Source organism: Halobacillus sp. ACCC02827, assembly GCF_030291935.1.
Classification (GTDB): Bacteria; Bacillota; Bacilli; order Bacillales; family Halobacillaceae; genus Halobacillus.
The window spans coordinates 852,812-868,253 of sequence record NZ_CP128168.1 but is presented as its reverse complement, the minus strand read 5'-3'; the positions used below and the strand labels follow the sequence as shown (position 1 = coordinate 868,253).

The window sequence follows — 15,442 nt, the reverse complement described above, 5'->3', positions numbered from 1 at the left end:
AGCGGCTGTTTTATATTTTTTCAAGTTTTTTAAAGTTTCGACTGATCGGCCGCGGAGCCTTCAGACGGTCAAAGAAAATCATATAATTGTTCCTCTTCCCATCGATTTCCTCAATAACGCCTTCACCGAAGACCGGGTGTTTCACCCGCTCGCCCTTCTTAAAGCCGCTATCGGTCGGTTCCGGAGCGCGGTAGGCAGCACGGATATATTCTTCTGCCTCCTCCCGTAAGGAAGGATCCATTTCTCCAATACTCTCATAAAGACCTTCTTCCACTTCGAACAGAAAACGGGAAGGGTATTTCTTCTGCCCTCCGTTCTGAAAGCCTTCCGATTCCGTCAGATACAGTTCCTTCTCCGCCCGGGTGACGGCTACGTAAGCAAGGCGACGCTCTTCTTCAAGGGCCCGTTCTTTCCGTTCCCTGAGCGCCCGGACATTAGGAAGGATATTCTCTGACAACCCGATCAGAAATACGTAAGGGAATTCAAGTCCTTTCGCTGTATGAATCGTCATCAGTTTGACGGAATCCTTTTGCTCCTCCCGGTCGTTTTCGGTATATAACGCCAGCATTTGAAGATACTCATCGAGGTGTATAGCTTCCCCCGCCATCTGTTCATACTGCACGACGGAATGAAGGAGTTCCGCCAGATTATCAAGCCGTTCCTGGTCCCCGTCTTCACGCCTGTATGCTTCATAACCGGTAGACTGCATGGACTCCTGCAAAAGCTCCGAAACTTTTCTCTCTTTCTGAATGGATCGAAGATGCTCCATTGATTCAATAAAGGAAGCTGCTCCTGTTCTCAGGAACAAAGGATCCTCCTGATACTTTTTCAATGTTTCATAAAGAGTCGTCCCGTCCTTTTCCGCCCTTTGACGAAGAAAGGTCATCCGCTTCTTCCCAATCTGCCTTCTCGGAACATTGATAATCCGCGCAAAGGAAAGATCATCTCCCCAGGCGATCATTCGCAAGTGTGCAAGCGCATCTTTAATTTCCATACGTTCGAAGAATTTGAAGCCGCCATAGATCGTGTAATCAATATTGGCAGCAATCAATTCCTGCTCGACGGAACGGGATAAGTAATTCGCCCGATACAGGATGGCGATATCCGAACGTCGCCCGCCCTCCTTTTGAAGAATGGATTGAATTCTATCTTTCACCCATTTCGCTTCCTTGACTTCGTCTTTGGCATGATAGTGGAGAACCTTGACCCCGGATGGATGGACAGGGGTCATCTGCTTATCGACGCGAAAATAATTATTCTGGATCAGCGCATTCCCCAAGGACAGAATTTCCGGAGTCGAGCGATAATTTTCGTTTAGAAAAATGGTCTGAGCTTCAGGGAAATAGTTTTCAAAGTCGACCATATATTTCGGGTCTGCTCCCCGCCATTCATAGATGGTTTGATCCGGGTCGCCTACGACAAACAGGTTCCGATGTTTATCGGAAAGCATACGCACAAGTTCGAACTGTTTCAGACTGCTGTCCTGAAATTCATCCACCTGGAGATAGTAGAGGCGCTCCTGCCATTTCTCCAACACTTCTTTATATTGATCAAACAGGACGAAGACGAAATTTAACAAGTCATCAAAGTCAAGTCCATATACCCGTTTCTGCTTTTTCAAGTAACGTTGGATAATCTGACCGTCCAAATCGCCGGATGCTTCCGAATCGGGCATCTTCCCCCGGAGTATCATCTGTTGGACGTAATGTGTATTCCCCTTCAGGATACCGATTTTGTCCAATATCCGCTTGAATGTCTTCTCGTTCATCTTCAGTTCAAGCTCTTCGAATATTTCCCGAAGCAGCACTTTCTGATCCTCTACATCCAGAATGGCGAAATTCTTCGGATAGAATAAGCGGTGGATATCCTCCCTTAAAATACGGACACAGAATCCATGATAGGTGGTGATGAAGCCCGTATCCTGCTCCCCGCCGATTAATTTTTTGACTCGTTTTTTCATCTCATTGGCTGCCTTATTCGTAAACGTCACCGATAATATATTACCGGGGTCGATTCCGAGCTCTTCGACAAGAAAGGCGTATCGATTTGTCAAAGCGCGCGTCTTTCCTGACCCTGCTCCCGCGATAACCCGCACATATCCCTCCGTGGATGCGACCGCCTCCTGCTGGGAAGGGTTCAATCCGTTCAATAACTTCTCCATCGTGCTTCTCCTTTTCAAGAACATTTGTTTGTATTATAGCACATTCGGGGACTATTCCCATGATCCGACTGTTTGAGAATGACCAAAAGAGGAAACGAGGAAGGAAGAAGGAGATGAGAGACAATGAAGGACAAGGTACAACCTCTATTCACAGAAAAGAAAGTGCATCATACACACTTCCCGAACAGGTACGTCGTCGCACCAATGACGAGAATCAGCGCAGCTGATAACGGAATAGCGACAGACCGAATGAAGCACTATTACGAACGATTTGCAGCCGGTGGGTTCGGCGCTGTCATCACGGAAGGAATATACCCCGATAAGTCCTATTCGCAAGGGTATGCCAATCAACCAGGCCTTGCCGATGAGAATCACAGGGATGCTTGGAAGCCGATTATCCAAGGGGTTCAAAAGCACGGAACCCGGATCATCGCCCAAATTATGCATGCCGGGGCTCAGTCCCAAGGTAACGCCTATAAGGATCAAACCATCGCTCCTTCCGAAGTGGCACCAAAAGGGGACCAGCTTTCTTTCTATGGTGGAAATGGTGCGTTCTCAACACCGAGGGCAATGAACAAAGAAGACATCGCATCCGTCAAAAAGGCTTTCGCGACTTCTGCACGCCTGGCGAAGGAAGCCGGATTCGATGGTGTGGAGATCCATGGTGCGAATGGTTATCTAATCGATCAATTCCTTACTGATTATTTTAACCAAAGAGAGGACGAGTACGGAGGAGTAACGAAGAACCGGCTTCGTTTTGCACTGGAAGTCATAGAGGAAGTCAGACAGGCTGTCGGCAGTGACTATCTCGTCGGGATAAGAATTTCTCAAGGAAAAGCTTCGGATGGCGAACACCGCTGGGCGTTAGGAGAAACGGATGCGCGCACAATTTTCGGAGACTTGGGAGACAGCTCTCTGAACTTTATTCATGTTACAGATAAAGACGGCACCCAGCCCGGCTTTGGTGAAGGATCTATGTCCATGGCGGCTGCCGCCAAAACGTTCAGCGGGCTACCGGTCATCGCAAACGGCCAGCTTCAGGACCCGGAAAAAGCAGCAAGACTGATTAATGGAGAAGAGGCTGATTTTATCAGTCTCGGCACAAGCGCTTTGCAAAACCCTGATGCCCCTGACAAGATCAGACGCGGAGAATCACTGGAAGCCTTTGATTTCCAAAGCATTATGCTTCCCCAGGCTGATATTAAAGAACAGGAATGGAGATAACAACAAGAGCCGAGCCCCCATACAGGGAGTTCGGCTCTTGTTGTCAGTCAGGATTGTCCATAATAATAGCGGGTTGCCTGTTGAAGGTTTCGGAACGTACGAACACCGTCCAGTCTTATTCTATAATTTGTAAACTGCATCGCCACTTCCGGCCTTAGACCTGCAAGCGCCACCTCTACTCCAAGAAGCTGAAGGTTCTGGATCAGACGCCTTAGCAGGTCGCCCCAGGCTTCGTCAATAGAAGTAATACTGGCGAATTGGATGGCGAGTCTGTCTATTTGTTTTTTTTGACAGGCGGCAGGCACACGCGTCAACAGGGTTTCTTTTTGGGCTTCCCGTAAAATAGGCTGCAGCGGGAGCAGCCCGAACCCTTTGGCGATCGTTACAATATTGACCGTCATTTCTTCTATAATATAGGTCAGTCGATCTTCCTTTTCCTTTTCTGCGGTTTTATCCCTCACCCTTGCAAGGATGTACACTTCCCCGTCCTCACGAAATGACTTGGTGAACCACTCCAGTACGACCTCTTTCCCTCGGATCCGATGCTGCTTCTCTGCTACTTCTTCCCTCGCATCATTTCCGACTGCAAGTTCCAGCATGTCGCTGTCCGGGTACAGCTCAGAAAACTTCCTGCCGATGATCTCCTCCATCTCCAGTTCAAATATCCGTCCATAAGCTGGGTTGGCGTAGGCTATTCTATATTGCTTATCCGAAATCAAGACCCCTTCGTCCAAAAGATCCATCGCATTCTGCATAAGCATCCGGAACCCCCCTGTCTTCATACTTTCATTATGATGGGGGTACACTTGGAAAATCAAGATAATTCGACATAATTTTCTGAAAAATTAGTATAATTAAAGATGCATTCTTATTCTAAAGGTCGGCTTTCTGTGCAAATAAAAAAAGCACCCGCAAGAAGGATGCTTTTACGCCTTTTCCATTTGATCCAATCTGGATATGATAGCTACATGTTTTAGGTTCCCGATCGAGTCGAACTCGATTTCAAGACAATCGCCGGGCTTTACAAATCCAATTAATCGTTCCTTCAAGACAGAAAGTTCATTTCTCCGTTCAGAATCTTCAACTAAGACAGCATAGTTACCTTCGTATCGATCCAGTCTGTATTGGTTCACCGGTCCAATCCCCTTCTGTAGTTGGTCCACCCTTCTTTCCTGCGCCAGGCGGCTCTTACCTACCCTTACCCCTGTCTACTTATAGCTAAACATGTCGAATAAACCCCTGCTCTGGACATCGTTCTATGACCGTGATAAGATAGACTAACAAACGTTAGTTAGTTGAATGATAAGGAAGTGATCACATGACGAAAGAAAACATTATGGAAGAGAGTCTGACGCTCTTTGCCAACCAGGGATATGAGAATACGACCTTGGCAAACATAGCGGATGCGGTAGGAATTAAGAAACCTTCCATTTATAATCACTTTGACAATAAAGAAGCCATTTTTTTGAGCGTTTTATATCACGTGGCCGAGCGGGAATCCGATTATTTGATTTCAGAAACCTCGCTTTCTAAGGATCATACGATAGCCGAACGGCTTAAGCACCTGTATTGTACGTATTTGGATCATATGTCGAATTCGACGGAGGGAATGTTCTTCAAGCGGGTCACTTTCTTTCCGCCGGAGGACTTCTCTGATGACATCCAGGAAGTGTTTCTGATGATCGAGAAAACACTGACAGACATTCTCGTACCGATTTTAGAACAGGGAATTAAAGAAAAAGTCATCCGTCCACTTCCGACGGAACAGCTGACTTCTGCCTTTTACACCCTTACTAACGGTCTATTCCTGGAAGAGAACTTTTATGACAAGGAAGTATTTCATAAGCGGCAGGAGGCGAGCTGGGAAGTTTTCTGGCTGGGCGTCCAATGCCCGGGGAAGGAGGAGTAATGATGGCATGGTTCTATCTGCTCGTAGGAGCTGTATTTGAAATAGGTTGGGCGATTGGATTGAAATTATCAGAAGGCTTTACGGATCCATTGTTTTCTACGTTAACAGTGATCGGGATTTTGATCAGCTTTTCTTTCTTTACGAAGGCGTTGACCATGTTTGATATTGGTACGGGATATGCGATTTTTACAGGTATTGGTGCAGCGGGAACAGCGATTCTCGGAATGACACTTCTCGGCGATGGCGGCGGCCCGGGAAAGGTCTTTTTTATTGTTCTTTTAATTGTCGGTATTATCGGATTGAAAATGAGTGACTCCTCGCCAACCACCGAGGAAGTCCAACACCAGGAGGGATAAGGATGGCTTGGGTATTTTTAATTTTGGCTGGTATGGGAGAAATGGTAGCGATGTTCTTTCTTAAGCTGTCGGAAGGTTTCAAGAAAAAACGGCCGGCGGTCTTTGCAGTTCTGGCCGGGGCGACGAGCTTCTATTTCTTATCATTGTCTCTAAGAGAGCTTCCGATCGGAACGGCTTATGCCATCTGGACAGGAATCGGATCTGCTGGAACAGTGTTGTTGGGAATACTATTCTTCCAGGAACAAATCAATCCAAAAAGAATAGCCTTTGTGGGTTGTATCATAGCAGGCGTCATCGGATTGAAATTAGTCTCATAAATGTGACAATAGTGCTTGAATGATCGCTATTAAGCACGTAAAATAAGAAGAAGCTGCAGTGCAGCCTATTGTTACAGCATCGATGGGGGAACGGAAATTGCGAAAAGTATTAGTCGGTATTCTCATGTTGATTGTCGTTGGTTTCAGCTATATAGGGTACACGAGTTTGGATCATCCTGATGCCAGACCTTCTGCACCTCAAGAAGTGAAAAACTATTAAAATGAAAGGAAAGCCGGGATTCCGGCTTTCCTTTTATTTATGGCTCTGCTTTATAGGGAAGGTCCACGTCCCGATCCTCTCCCCATGTTTTCTCAAGATAGTCATCCCGTCCGGAATTTCCGCGGTAATACTCGTAGCGGAGCTTGTTCTTTTTATAGTAATCCTGGTGATACTCTTCCGCACGGTAAAATGCCCCCGCTTCTTGAATCGGGGTCACGATCTCCTCGGTGAATCGACCGGAGTCCTGCTGAGAAGCAAGGAAAGCTTCTGCCTTCTTCCGTTGGTCTTCGCTCTTATAGAAAATCCCTGTTGTATAAGAAGAGCCTCGATCGACGAACTGACCTCCGGCATCAGTAGGATCTACTTGTCGTATGAATACTTCCAAAAGATCAGAATAAGAGAGGACATCCGGATCATAATAGACTTGCACAGCTTCGACGTGACCGGTATCCCCGGCAGATACCTCTTTGTAAGTAGGCGTTTCTGTATGCCCTCCTGTATAACCGGAGACTGCTTCCTTCACCCCTTTCAATTTCTCGAAAGGCGGCTCCATACACCAAAAGCAGCCGCCGGCGAAAACAGCCGTTTCGTATCCTTCAGGGATATCCTCTTCCGTTACAGCCTCACTTCCGCCGCTTCTCTGGGTCAAATAAGCATATCCTTCTGGAACCAGGAAGACAGCAAGCAAAAGAAGCACAATGACTGCAATCCAACGCTTCCTATATTTCCTCATTCGACCTCTCCTCTCCCTTACAATATAACATGGGAGAGAGAAATTGGGGGATAGACAGTGCGCTCAGGAATAAAAAGCATGATCCCAACCGGTTTCAGTCGTCTTCCCTGTGTTTGCCGACAGTGAACGTTCTATGATTCGGAACGCGTTCTCATTATCCTCGGCACATTCGGAAGCCACTCCATCTCTCGGCACCCACAAATCGTACCCTCTCATATAAGCATCGTTAGCTGTAAAAAGAACACAAATATTACCGGCGACCCCGGTCAATATTAATCTCTCCACCCCCAACTGTTGCAGCAGAATATGGAGTTGTGTACCGAAAAATCCGGAATGCTTCGGTTTAATAATGAAATAATCGTCCTCTTCCGGAAGCATCCGCTCAATGACCGGTCTCCCGATCCCCTGCTTACATTCTTCAATCAAATCGGGCACGTTGTCCTGCCACAGCCCGAAGTTGTCATTCACGTAGATGACCGGCACTCCTTTTGACCTTCCTTCTTCCTTTAAAGAAAGGATGGTATCCGTAATCGGAAGTGTCTGTTCCAACAAATCATTACCACCATCAAAATCCATTTTGTTGATCATGTCTATGATCAGTAAGGCCGTCTTCTTATCCTCTTTCATCATCTACCCTCCTTAAAATGGTTCCGGAGCGGCTGGAACTTCCCGCTTATGCTGCGTCTTTCGATGCCGCTCTTTCAACTGCTGTTCTGCCTCTTCCTCAATGTCTTGCCCTTTCAAGAATGAATCGATGGCATCGTAAGAGACTCCGAGTTCCTCTTCATCTGTTTGTCCTTCCCACAAATCCGCGCTCGGTTTTTTCTTCACAATGGATTCGGGGACTCCGAGTGCTACTGCCATTTCTCTCACTTCCTCTTTCCTTAAATGGAGCAGTGGATTCAAATCTACTCCGCCATCCCCGTATTTTGTGAAATAACCGGTATAGTCTTCTGCAGCATTGTCGGTTCCGACAACAAGATAATTGTAATTACCAGCCACTGCGTAGAGGGTGCTCATTCGAAGCCTTGCCTGTAGGTTGGCCCCGCGAAGCCGTTCGGTATCCCGGTTCCAATCCCCACGGGAATCCAGCTGCTGTTTGATCGTATCGTATGTAACCGAATACGGCTCCGTCAACTCGATCCCTATATAGTCGAGGTCAGCCGCTTCCACCACCTCTAAGGCTTCCTTCTGTTCTTCCATCTTCTTATGGATCGGCAGCAAAACGCCTAATGATTGTTCCGGAAAGGCTCTTTTAATTAGAAAAGCAACGACGGCGGAATCAATCCCTCCGCTTATCCCTACTAATACGCCCTCCATGGACGCTTCCTCTACTTTTCCCTGCAGCCATTCACATAAGTAATTAATTCGATCTTCCATAGACTCCACCACACCTTTCTATAATGAATGTTACTAAATGACTTTCCTTATTTTTCAAATAGATAAACATATAGAAGGGTAAACAAAAAACTTTTCATTTCTATGCATTTACGCAATAATGAGGGATAGCAATCCTTTCAAGGAGTGAAAAGTATGATAGAACAAGAACGCCATGTACTCGTTATTTTCCCACACCCTGATGATGAAGCATTCGGAGTATCCGGAACGATTACATCCTATATAAAACAAGGAACCCCTCTCACTTACGCCTGCCTGACGTTAGGTGAAATGGGAAGAAACCTTGGAAACCCTACATTCGCTACGAGAGAATCCCTTCCACAAATCCGGAAGCAGGAATTAATCAAAGCCGCAGAAGCCATGGGAATTGAAGACCTGCGCATGATGGGCCTTCGTGACAAGACCTTGGAATTCGAAGATGATGGAGAGATGAAGAATATGGTTCGTCAGCTGATTGACGAACTGGATCCATCTCTTATCATCACCTTCTATCCCGGGTTTGCCGTCCACCCCGATCATGAAGCAACAGCCCGTGCCGTCGTCCGTGCCGTCAGAGAGATCGATCCACAGGACAGGCCGAAGCTCCATACGGTCGCCTTTGCGAACGACACGGAAGAAAAATTGGGCAGACCGGATATCGTTCATAATATCGAATCCGTCCAAGAAGAGAAATTGAACGCCATGCGGGCACACATCTCTCAGACGTCCCGCACACTCCAGATGCTGGAAGAAGGCATCAAAGTAAACGATCCGGAAGCGATGAAATGGGTAAAAGATGAGCGCTTCTACACCTACAACTGGAACAATGATCAGGTCACCTAAAAGAAAGACTCTACGGAGTCTTTCTTTTTTACATCTCCATAAATCCTACTTGAACAGGCGACTAAAGAGGCCATGAAATGTCCATCCTGAAAATGATACCCTTATCATAGATCATAGAAAAGAAGGAGCTGGATTGGATGGAAAGACATCCGTGGTCGAGCGCTGTCATCATTTTCTTACTATTAATCGCTGTTACAGCCTGCTCCACAAATGAAGAACAGGAAGTCCCTCTCCGCCCCGAGGTGGTCATCCAAGTGGATCACGAGCCTCTCCCTGTCGGCGAACAAAGTGTCCTTCAAGCAGAAGTAACGAGAGAAGGACAGCCGGTAAAGAATGCCGCCTCCGTCAAATTTGAAGTCTGGTTTTCGGAAAAGGGACAGGACACATCTGAAATTTTGGAAGCAAAACATGTTGGTAATGGGAGATATGAAGCATCCTATACATTTAAAGAAAACGGAGCCTATGAAGTGATCGCCCATACACAAGTTGATGATATCCATACGATGCCGAAGCGGATCATCGCTGCAGGAGACGAACTTCCAAAAGACGCTCATGATTCCGATAGATCCGCACAAATGGCGGAGAGCATGTTCATGGTTCAACTGGTAACCGAAGAAGACGTAAAGCAAGGAGAGCCGTCTTTACTTACGGTTCATATCAACCATATGGAAGAGCCTTTTTCCGATGCTGAAGTGAGACTGGAAATTACTGCACCATTTATGAAAGAGCCTGCCTATGTGGATACAGATCCTGTAGAATCAGGCGAATACCGAGGTCAGTTTACGTTTCCCCAAACCGGTTCCTACAAGGTGAACGTTCACTTTGAGAAGATGGATGAAGACATACACGGACACAAAGAAGAAACATTGGATATCGAAGAATAAAGAAAAAAAGGTCGCCCCATAGAAAGGGCGGCCTTTGTCATTAAATTTCTGTATTTTGGAGCTTTTTCTTCTTCGCCATTTTTTCACGTTCGTTCTTGTTGAGATATTTCTTACGAAGACGCACACTCTCCGGTGTAACTTCGCAATACTCATCATCATCCAAGTACTCAATTGCCTGCTCCAGAGTCATCTGGCGTGTTTTCTTGATCGTAGAGGTTGAATCCTTGTTAGCAGAACGGATGTTGGTCAAGTGCTTCTCTTTCGTAATGTTAACGGTAAGATCGTTCTCACGGTTATGCTCACCGACAATCATTCCTTCATAAACTTCTGTACCCGGTTCTACAAAGATCGTACCGCGGTCTTCCAAGTTCATGATTCCGTATGTGGAAGCTTTTCCTTTATCAAGAGATACAAGGACACCTTCCCGACGGCCGCCGACCTGACCTTTGGCCATAGGTGCGTATCCGTCGAACGTATGGTTTAGAATACCGTAGCCACGTGTCTGGGTCATGAATTCTGTGGAATATCCGATCAAACCACGGGAAGGTACAAGGAATTCAAGACGGACTTGGCCGTTTCCATCGTTGACCATATCCTGCATTTCACCTTTACGGTAACCAATGGACTCCATTACAGCACCCTGGTACTCTTCCGGTGTATCGATTTGCACACGTTCCACAGGCTCACATAGAACGCCGTCGATCTCTTTCAAGATTACTTTCGGCTTGGAAAGCTGCAGCTCATAGCCTTCCCGTCTCATATTCTCAACGAGAATAGACAAGTGCAGTTCTCCACGTCCGGAAACTGTGAAAGCATCAGGAGATTCCGTAGGATCAACACGAAGACTTACGTCAGTCTCGAGCTGTGTCATCAGACGCTCTTCAATTTGACGGGACGTTACGAACTTACCTTCGCGTCCGGCGAAAGGACTGTTGTTGACAAGGAATGTCATTTGAAGAGTTGGTTCATCAATACGTGGGATTTCCATTGCTTCCTGATGTTCAGGGCTGCAAACCGTTTCTCCGACGTTGATATCTTCCATACCCGCAAGAGCGATGATGTCTCCAGCTTTCGCTTCTTCGATTTCGACACGTTTCAGACCGATGAATCCGAACAGCTTGGAAACGCGGAAGTTTTTAACGGAACCGTCTTTCTTCATTAGAGATACCTGCTGTCCAACTTTGATCGTACCGTTGAATACACGGCCGATACCGATACGTCCAAGATAATCATTGTAATCAAGCAATGTTACCTGGTACTGAAGCGGCTCCTCCTTCGTATCCACTGGTGCAGGGATGTTGTTCATGATCAGTTTAAAGATCGGGTCCATCGTCTCCTGCTGATCCTCAGGCTCATCACCGGAAGTACCGTTCAATGCAGAAGCATAGACAACAGGGAATTCCAGCTGTTCGTCATCTGCACCCAGTTCTATGAACAAGTCCAGAACTTCATCAACAACTTCATCAGGGCGGGCGTTCGGACGGTCAATCTTGTTCAAGACGACAACAGGAGTCAATTTCTGCTCCAGTGCTTTCTTCAGAACGAACCGTGTTTGTGGCATACAGCCTTCATATGCATCTACGACAAGCAGTACGCCGTCTACCATTTTAAGAATACGCTCAACTTCCCCACCAAAGTCTGCGTGACCAGGTGTATCAAGGATGTTGATGCGTGCATCGTTATAATTGATCGCGGTATTTTTCGCTAGAATTGTAATTCCGCGTTCTTTTTCCAAATCATTAGAGTCCATGGCGCGCTCATCGACGTGCTCGTTATCACGGAAGGTTCCGGAGTAGTGAAGCATTTGGTCAACCAACGTCGTTTTTCCGTGGTCAACGTGTGCGATGATCGCGATATTACGTATATCATCTCTGTGTTGCATGAAGCACACACCTCTTTCGTATCATTATTCAACCGTTCTATTATAACACAGTTTCAAGGGCGCAGATACAAGTTTACATGCCTGATAATAATGGAAGCGTTTCATTGACTCACAAGTGTTTCGGAAGTCCGAATCTTTCCTTTCCATTGCAGAGCCACCACCATAACGCGTACAATATACAACAGCCCTTATCTGCTAACAATATGGCCTTTGTTGGTTGTCTATATACAGAAAACACTCGGAAATTAGGTGAAGCAATGAACACGAGACGTATCGGAGAATGGCTTGAAGTAGAAGTGCCGGAAGAATGGAACGGCTATACGATTGAACGGATCATGAAAAAAAAGTGGCATGTCCCACGAAAATTAATCCACAGCTTCCGGTCAAAGAAGGAAGTTACTCTGAATCAGGAAATCCCCCACTGGAAAACCGCTAAAGCGGAGGCCGGGGATATATTACGCATCCGCTTGTTCCGCCCGCGGCCCCTAGAGGTCGTCCCGACACCTATGCACGTGGATGTGATCTATGAGGATGATCACCTTCTTGTCGTGAATAAACCTGCCGGTGTGTTCACCCATCCAAATAGACCGGATGAGCATGATACCTTAGTGAACGGCGTAGCCGCTTATTTCAAGCAGAAAGGCATTTTTTCCACTCCAAAGTATGTACATCGACTCGATCGGGATACATCAGGAGCCATTCTGTTTGCGAAACATGAACTAGCCATCGCCATGCTCGGAAAAGAGTTACAGGAGCGAAGAATTAAACGAACTTATTTGGCATGGGCCCACGGAAATCTCTCTCCAGCGAAAGGCCGGATAGAAGCACCGATTGGGAAAGATGACAGCCATCCGGTCCGCAGATGTGTAGCGGAAGACGGCCAGCGCGCACTGACCCATTATGAAGTTGTCGAATATGACAGGAAGCAAGACGCTTCCTTAGTCAAATTGCGTTTACAAACGGGGAGAACCCATCAAATCAGGGTACACCTCAGCCATGCCGGCCATCCGCTTCTTGGAGATGAATTGTACGGCGGTGCCGGGAGTCTTAATTATAAACAAGCCCTGCATGCGGCCAAGTTGACACTCTATCATCCCTTTACACAACAAGAAGTTCATTGCCTTGCCATGCCGATGAAAGCTTCCCCATTGTTTACAGAAGCGCAGGTCCTTAAGCTCTCTGATTGAGCACTTATTCTTATGAAAGTGGTCTTATCAAAGGGCGGAGGAATAGGGGGCAGCTCTCTGATTGCTTTTCCCTTTAACTATTGCCTCTTTGGCAGACTGAAAAAAGATCCGCCCACAAAGGCGGATCTTTTAATGCACTTGTGAAGCTTCAATATAATTTAGCCATCATAAAAGACATTTACTTCCCTGTGATAGACGCATACAAATCATCATACTTCTCTGCGCACTTCAGATCGAGTTCAGTAAGACCCTTGGCATTCCATGATGTAAGCTTCATAGTCACCATCTTATAATCAATGCTGATGAAAGGATGATGTTGAATGTCCTCCGAATATTCCGCGACATGATTGACGAACTGAACCCCTGTAAGAAATTCAGAGAACCGATAGCGTTTGACGATGAATTTGTCCTCACTGAGCTTCCAGCCGTCTAATTCTTCCATTCTCGCCTGCTTCTCTTCATCTGGAATCCTTTGCTCCTCCATCTCTTTCACGACTCCTTTTTGTATAGCTGCTTCTACTTATAAATACCCTTTTCCCGAAAATGGAAACACTGTCGGATCAGTTGTCCATAGACATGAACGTCCGGAGATCATGAAGGCATAAATCAAGCGCGTGTTCCCAAAAGTCTGCTTCCTCCAGGTTTACACCTAAGTGTTTAATGGCAAGATCTTCCACAGACATCCTACCTGTATCTTGCAGCAGGGCCACATACTTATCCTCAAAGCCCTGCCCCTCCTCGAGAGCTTTCGCATAAATTCCCATGCTGAACAAATAGCCGAACGTATAAGGGAAGTTATAGAAAGGAACATCGGTAATATGGAAGTGGAGTTTGGACGCCCAGAACGTAGGATCGTATTCCTTCAATGTACCGACATATGCTTCCCTTTGTGCCTCCTCCATTAAATCGTTCAAGCGCTGTTTTGAAACAGCTCCGTGCTGTCTTTCTTCATAGAAACGGGTTTCAAACAAGAAGCGGGCGTGGATGTTCATGAAGAATGCGATACTGCGCTGAACTTTATCCTCCAAGAGTACTCGTTTCTCTTCTTGTCCTTCCGCCTGTTTGACCGCAGCATCTGCTACAATCATCTCCGCAAACGTGGACGCCGTTTCCGCTACATTCATCGCATAGCCCTGATTCAATATCGGAAGCTCATTCATAACATGCTGATGATACGCGTGCCCAAGCTCATGCGCCAGTGTCGCTACACTCGACGGTGTCCCTGAATACGTCATAAATATCCGGGTTTCTTCACTGTCAGGAAAGCTCGTGCAAAATCCCCCTGGCTGTTTACCGGGACGGTCTTCTGCTTCGATCCACCCTTTCTCAAATGCCATCTCAGCGAAATCAGCCATTTTCGGACTGAACTGCCGGAAATGCTTTAGAATGAAGTCTGCTCCTTCCTGGAAGCTCCAGCCTGTTCCTGAATGACCGATTGGTGCTTCTACATCATAGAAGCTTAGTTGATCGATTCCCAAGAGTTCGGCTTTCTTTTTCATATAAGGTATGTACTGGTCCTTATATTTTGTAATGGCATTCCACATCGCATCCAGCGTTTTTCTGCTCATCCTGTTATATTCGAGCGGCTCCTTCAACACGTTCGTCCAGCCTCTGTGTTTATACACCTGCAGGCGGAAGCCTGAAAGGTGGTTTAACGTGCTGCTGAAAAGATCCGATTGCTTTCCCCATACCTGCTGAAGTTTATCAAAGGCTTCCTTCCGTACAGCGCGGTCGGAGGAATCGAGCTTATTCGCCGCCTGCCCGATGGAAAGCGTTTCTCCATCCAATTCGATTTTCAGTTTACCTACAAGCTGATCATACATTTGTTCCCAGGCATCGTACCCGTCAACGCTGAGATCATTAATCAATGCCTCTGAATTTACCTCAAGCTTATCTTTCGCATGTTCTCTTCGCTCATTAAGAACGAAAGCCACATCACGGAAAGATGGCTGATTCAACAAAGACTTCCATACGTCATCATCCGTCTGAACAAGCTTCTGATCGAAGACGGTTAAGCTGTTATCCACTTTGGCCCCAAGATCACCACGCTTTGATAGCCAGGCGGAGACTCCCTCGTCCTCCACGTTTTGAGCATTCAAGCAACCGACGAAAGCTCCGAATTCAGCCAGTTCCTTTAAAACCAACTGCAGCTGTTCCAGTACGGCATCTAAGTCTTCCATTTGATCCGTATTCTTTGGAGCATGGAAATCCTGCACCAGCTGCTCCAACGTATCGGCATGTTGTTCGATGCCTTGGACATACGACTTCAATTCTGATGAGCTGCTTCCACCAGCAAATATACTATTTAAATTCCAAGTAACCGGATAAGTGGACATGGATACTCCCCTT

Annotated in this window: 17 protein-coding genes; 8 read left to right on the top strand and 9 right to left on the bottom strand. The window is 46.6% G+C overall.

Annotation, left to right across the window (positions count from 1 at the left end):
- Nucleotides 1-10: 10 nt before the first annotated feature.
- On the bottom strand, nt 11-2,161 hold the full coding sequence (locus QRD89_RS04405; protein WP_062515332.1) for an ATP-dependent helicase: 2,151 nt from the start codon (nt 2,159-2,161) through the stop codon (nt 11-13).
- 123 nt (nt 2,162-2,284) lie between these two features.
- Between QRD89_RS04405 and QRD89_RS04400 the strand changes: the two genes are divergently transcribed.
- Nucleotides 2,285-3,385, top strand: coding sequence for an oxidoreductase (locus tag QRD89_RS04400; RefSeq protein ID WP_008632697.1), 1,101 nt, complete (start codon nt 2,285-2,287; stop codon nt 3,383-3,385).
- Nucleotides 3,386-3,432: 47 nt separating this feature from the next.
- Here QRD89_RS04400 and QRD89_RS04395 read toward each other — a convergent pair whose 3' ends face one another.
- The gene (locus QRD89_RS04395; protein ID WP_026578617.1) at nt 3,433-4,146 is read right to left on the bottom strand and encodes a PAS domain-containing protein; all 714 of its coding nucleotides are present in this window, start codon (nt 4,144-4,146) and stop codon (nt 3,433-3,435) included.
- A gap of 165 nt (nt 4,147-4,311) precedes the next feature.
- Nucleotides 4,312-4,518 (bottom strand): DUF3006 family protein, encoded by a 207-nt coding sequence (locus QRD89_RS04390; RefSeq protein WP_008632701.1) that lies wholly within the window; start codon nt 4,516-4,518, stop codon nt 4,312-4,314.
- Between the two features lie 185 nt (nt 4,519-4,703).
- Between QRD89_RS04390 and QRD89_RS04385 the strand changes: the two genes are divergently transcribed.
- The 4 genes from QRD89_RS04385 to QRD89_RS04370 are packed head-to-tail and all read left to right on the top strand — an operon-like array spanning nt 4,704 to nt 6,187.
- Nucleotides 4,704-5,294 (top strand): TetR/AcrR family transcriptional regulator, encoded by a 591-nt coding sequence (locus QRD89_RS04385; RefSeq protein WP_286096403.1) that lies wholly within the window; start codon nt 4,704-4,706, stop codon nt 5,292-5,294.
- Nucleotides 5,294-5,650 (top strand): DMT family transporter, encoded by a 357-nt coding sequence (locus tag QRD89_RS04380; RefSeq protein WP_353477934.1) that lies wholly within the window; start codon nt 5,294-5,296, stop codon nt 5,648-5,650. The genes QRD89_RS04385 and QRD89_RS04380 overlap by 1 nt, the downstream gene beginning before the upstream one ends.
- A 2-nt stretch (nt 5,651-5,652) precedes the next feature.
- Nucleotides 5,653-5,967, top strand: a complete 315-nt coding sequence (locus QRD89_RS04375) for a DMT family transporter (protein WP_286096402.1) — start codon at nt 5,653-5,655, stop codon at nt 5,965-5,967.
- A 58-nt stretch (nt 5,968-6,025) separates the two neighbouring features.
- The gene (locus tag QRD89_RS04370) at nt 6,026-6,187 is read left to right on the top strand and encodes a hypothetical protein (protein ID WP_161484930.1); all 162 of its coding nucleotides are present in this window, start codon (nt 6,026-6,028) and stop codon (nt 6,185-6,187) included.
- 37 nt (nt 6,188-6,224) lie between these two features.
- On the opposite strand, the gene msrA is transcribed toward QRD89_RS04370, so the two are convergent.
- The 3 genes from msrA to nadE all read right to left on the bottom strand — a co-directional run bounded on the left by msrA (nt 6,225) and on the right by nadE (nt 8,300).
- On the bottom strand, nt 6,225-6,920 hold the full coding sequence (msrA, locus tag QRD89_RS04365) for a peptide-methionine (S)-S-oxide reductase MsrA (RefSeq protein WP_286096401.1): 696 nt from the start codon (nt 6,918-6,920) through the stop codon (nt 6,225-6,227).
- A gap of 63 nt (nt 6,921-6,983) precedes the next feature.
- Nucleotides 6,984-7,547: a cysteine hydrolase family protein gene (locus QRD89_RS04360; RefSeq protein WP_008632707.1), complete on the bottom strand. Its 564-nt coding sequence runs from the start codon at nt 7,545-7,547 to the stop codon at nt 6,984-6,986.
- Between the two features lie 12 nt (nt 7,548-7,559).
- The gene (nadE, locus tag QRD89_RS04355; protein ID WP_286096400.1) at nt 7,560-8,300 is read right to left on the bottom strand and encodes an NAD(+) synthase; all 741 of its coding nucleotides are present in this window, start codon (nt 8,298-8,300) and stop codon (nt 7,560-7,562) included.
- A 153-nt stretch (nt 8,301-8,453) separates the two neighbouring features.
- Here nadE and bshB2 point away from each other — a divergent pair, with 153 nt between their 5' ends.
- Nucleotides 8,454-9,140: a bacillithiol biosynthesis deacetylase BshB2 gene (gene bshB2, locus QRD89_RS04350; RefSeq protein ID WP_008632710.1), complete on the top strand. Its 687-nt coding sequence runs from the start codon at nt 8,454-8,456 to the stop codon at nt 9,138-9,140.
- Between the two features lie 137 nt (nt 9,141-9,277).
- Nucleotides 9,278-10,024 carry a FixH family protein gene (locus QRD89_RS04345; protein WP_286096399.1) on the top strand — a complete coding sequence of 249 codons (747 nt, stop codon included), beginning with the start codon at nt 9,278-9,280 and terminating at the stop codon, nt 10,022-10,024.
- A gap of 40 nt (nt 10,025-10,064) precedes the next feature.
- On the opposite strand, the gene typA is transcribed toward QRD89_RS04345, so the two are convergent.
- Nucleotides 10,065-11,906 carry a translational GTPase TypA gene (typA, locus tag QRD89_RS04340; protein WP_062515341.1) on the bottom strand — a complete coding sequence of 614 codons (1,842 nt, stop codon included), beginning with the start codon at nt 11,904-11,906 and terminating at the stop codon, nt 10,065-10,067.
- A 257-nt stretch (nt 11,907-12,163) separates the two neighbouring features.
- Here typA and QRD89_RS04335 point away from each other — a divergent pair, with 257 nt between their 5' ends.
- A complete protein-coding gene (locus tag QRD89_RS04335) occupies nt 12,164-13,093 on the top strand; it encodes an RluA family pseudouridine synthase (protein ID WP_008632714.1) in 930 nt (309 codons plus the stop codon).
- A gap of 178 nt (nt 13,094-13,271) precedes the next feature.
- On the opposite strand, the gene QRD89_RS04330 is transcribed toward QRD89_RS04335, so the two are convergent.
- Nucleotides 13,272-13,577 carry a 4a-hydroxytetrahydrobiopterin dehydratase gene (locus QRD89_RS04330; RefSeq protein WP_008632716.1) on the bottom strand — a complete coding sequence of 102 codons (306 nt, stop codon included), beginning with the start codon at nt 13,575-13,577 and terminating at the stop codon, nt 13,272-13,274.
- A gap of 76 nt (nt 13,578-13,653) precedes the next feature.
- Nucleotides 13,654-15,429, bottom strand: a complete 1,776-nt coding sequence (locus QRD89_RS04325; protein WP_286096398.1) for a M3 family oligoendopeptidase — start codon at nt 15,427-15,429, stop codon at nt 13,654-13,656.
- Nucleotides 15,430-15,442 lie beyond the last annotated feature (13 nt).

What these genes read in the sequence shown, in the direction of transcription:
- QRD89_RS04385 (WP_286096403.1), top strand. Translation starts at nt 4,704, where the DNA reads ATGACGAAAGAAAACATTATGGAAGAGAGTCTGACGCTCTTTGCCAAC.
- QRD89_RS04335 (WP_008632714.1), top strand. Translation starts at nt 12,164, where the DNA reads ATGAACACGAGACGTATCGGAGAATGGCTTGAAGTAGAAGTGCCGGAA.
- msrA (WP_286096401.1), bottom strand. Translation starts at nt 6,920, where the DNA reads ATGAGGAAATATAGGAAGCGTTGGATTGCAGTCATTGTGCTTCTTTTG.
- QRD89_RS04380 (WP_353477934.1), top strand. Translation starts at nt 5,294, where the DNA reads ATGATGGCATGGTTCTATCTGCTCGTAGGAGCTGTATTTGAAATAGGT.
- QRD89_RS04405 (WP_062515332.1), bottom strand. Translation starts at nt 2,161, where the DNA reads ATGGAGAAGTTATTGAACGGATTGAACCCTTCCCAGCAGGAGGCGGTC.
- nadE (WP_286096400.1), bottom strand. Translation starts at nt 8,300, where the DNA reads ATGGAAGATCGAATTAATTACTTATGTGAATGGCTGCAGGGAAAAGTA.
- QRD89_RS04360 (WP_008632707.1), bottom strand. Translation starts at nt 7,547, where the DNA reads ATGAAAGAGGATAAGAAGACGGCCTTACTGATCATAGACATGATCAAC.
- QRD89_RS04330 (WP_008632716.1), bottom strand. Translation starts at nt 13,577, where the DNA reads ATGGAGGAGCAAAGGATTCCAGATGAAGAGAAGCAGGCGAGAATGGAA.
- typA (WP_062515341.1), bottom strand. Translation starts at nt 11,906, where the DNA reads ATGCAACACAGAGATGATATACGTAATATCGCGATCATCGCACACGTT.
- QRD89_RS04400 (WP_008632697.1), top strand. Translation starts at nt 2,285, where the DNA reads ATGAAGGACAAGGTACAACCTCTATTCACAGAAAAGAAAGTGCATCAT.
- QRD89_RS04395 (WP_026578617.1), bottom strand. Translation starts at nt 4,146, where the DNA reads ATGCTTATGCAGAATGCGATGGATCTTTTGGACGAAGGGGTCTTGATT.
- QRD89_RS04345 (WP_286096399.1), top strand. Translation starts at nt 9,278, where the DNA reads ATGGAAAGACATCCGTGGTCGAGCGCTGTCATCATTTTCTTACTATTA.
- QRD89_RS04325 (WP_286096398.1), bottom strand. Translation starts at nt 15,429, where the DNA reads ATGTCCACTTATCCGGTTACTTGGAATTTAAATAGTATATTTGCTGGT.
- bshB2 (WP_008632710.1), top strand. Translation starts at nt 8,454, where the DNA reads ATGATAGAACAAGAACGCCATGTACTCGTTATTTTCCCACACCCTGAT.
- QRD89_RS04375 (WP_286096402.1), top strand. Translation starts at nt 5,653, where the DNA reads ATGGCTTGGGTATTTTTAATTTTGGCTGGTATGGGAGAAATGGTAGCG.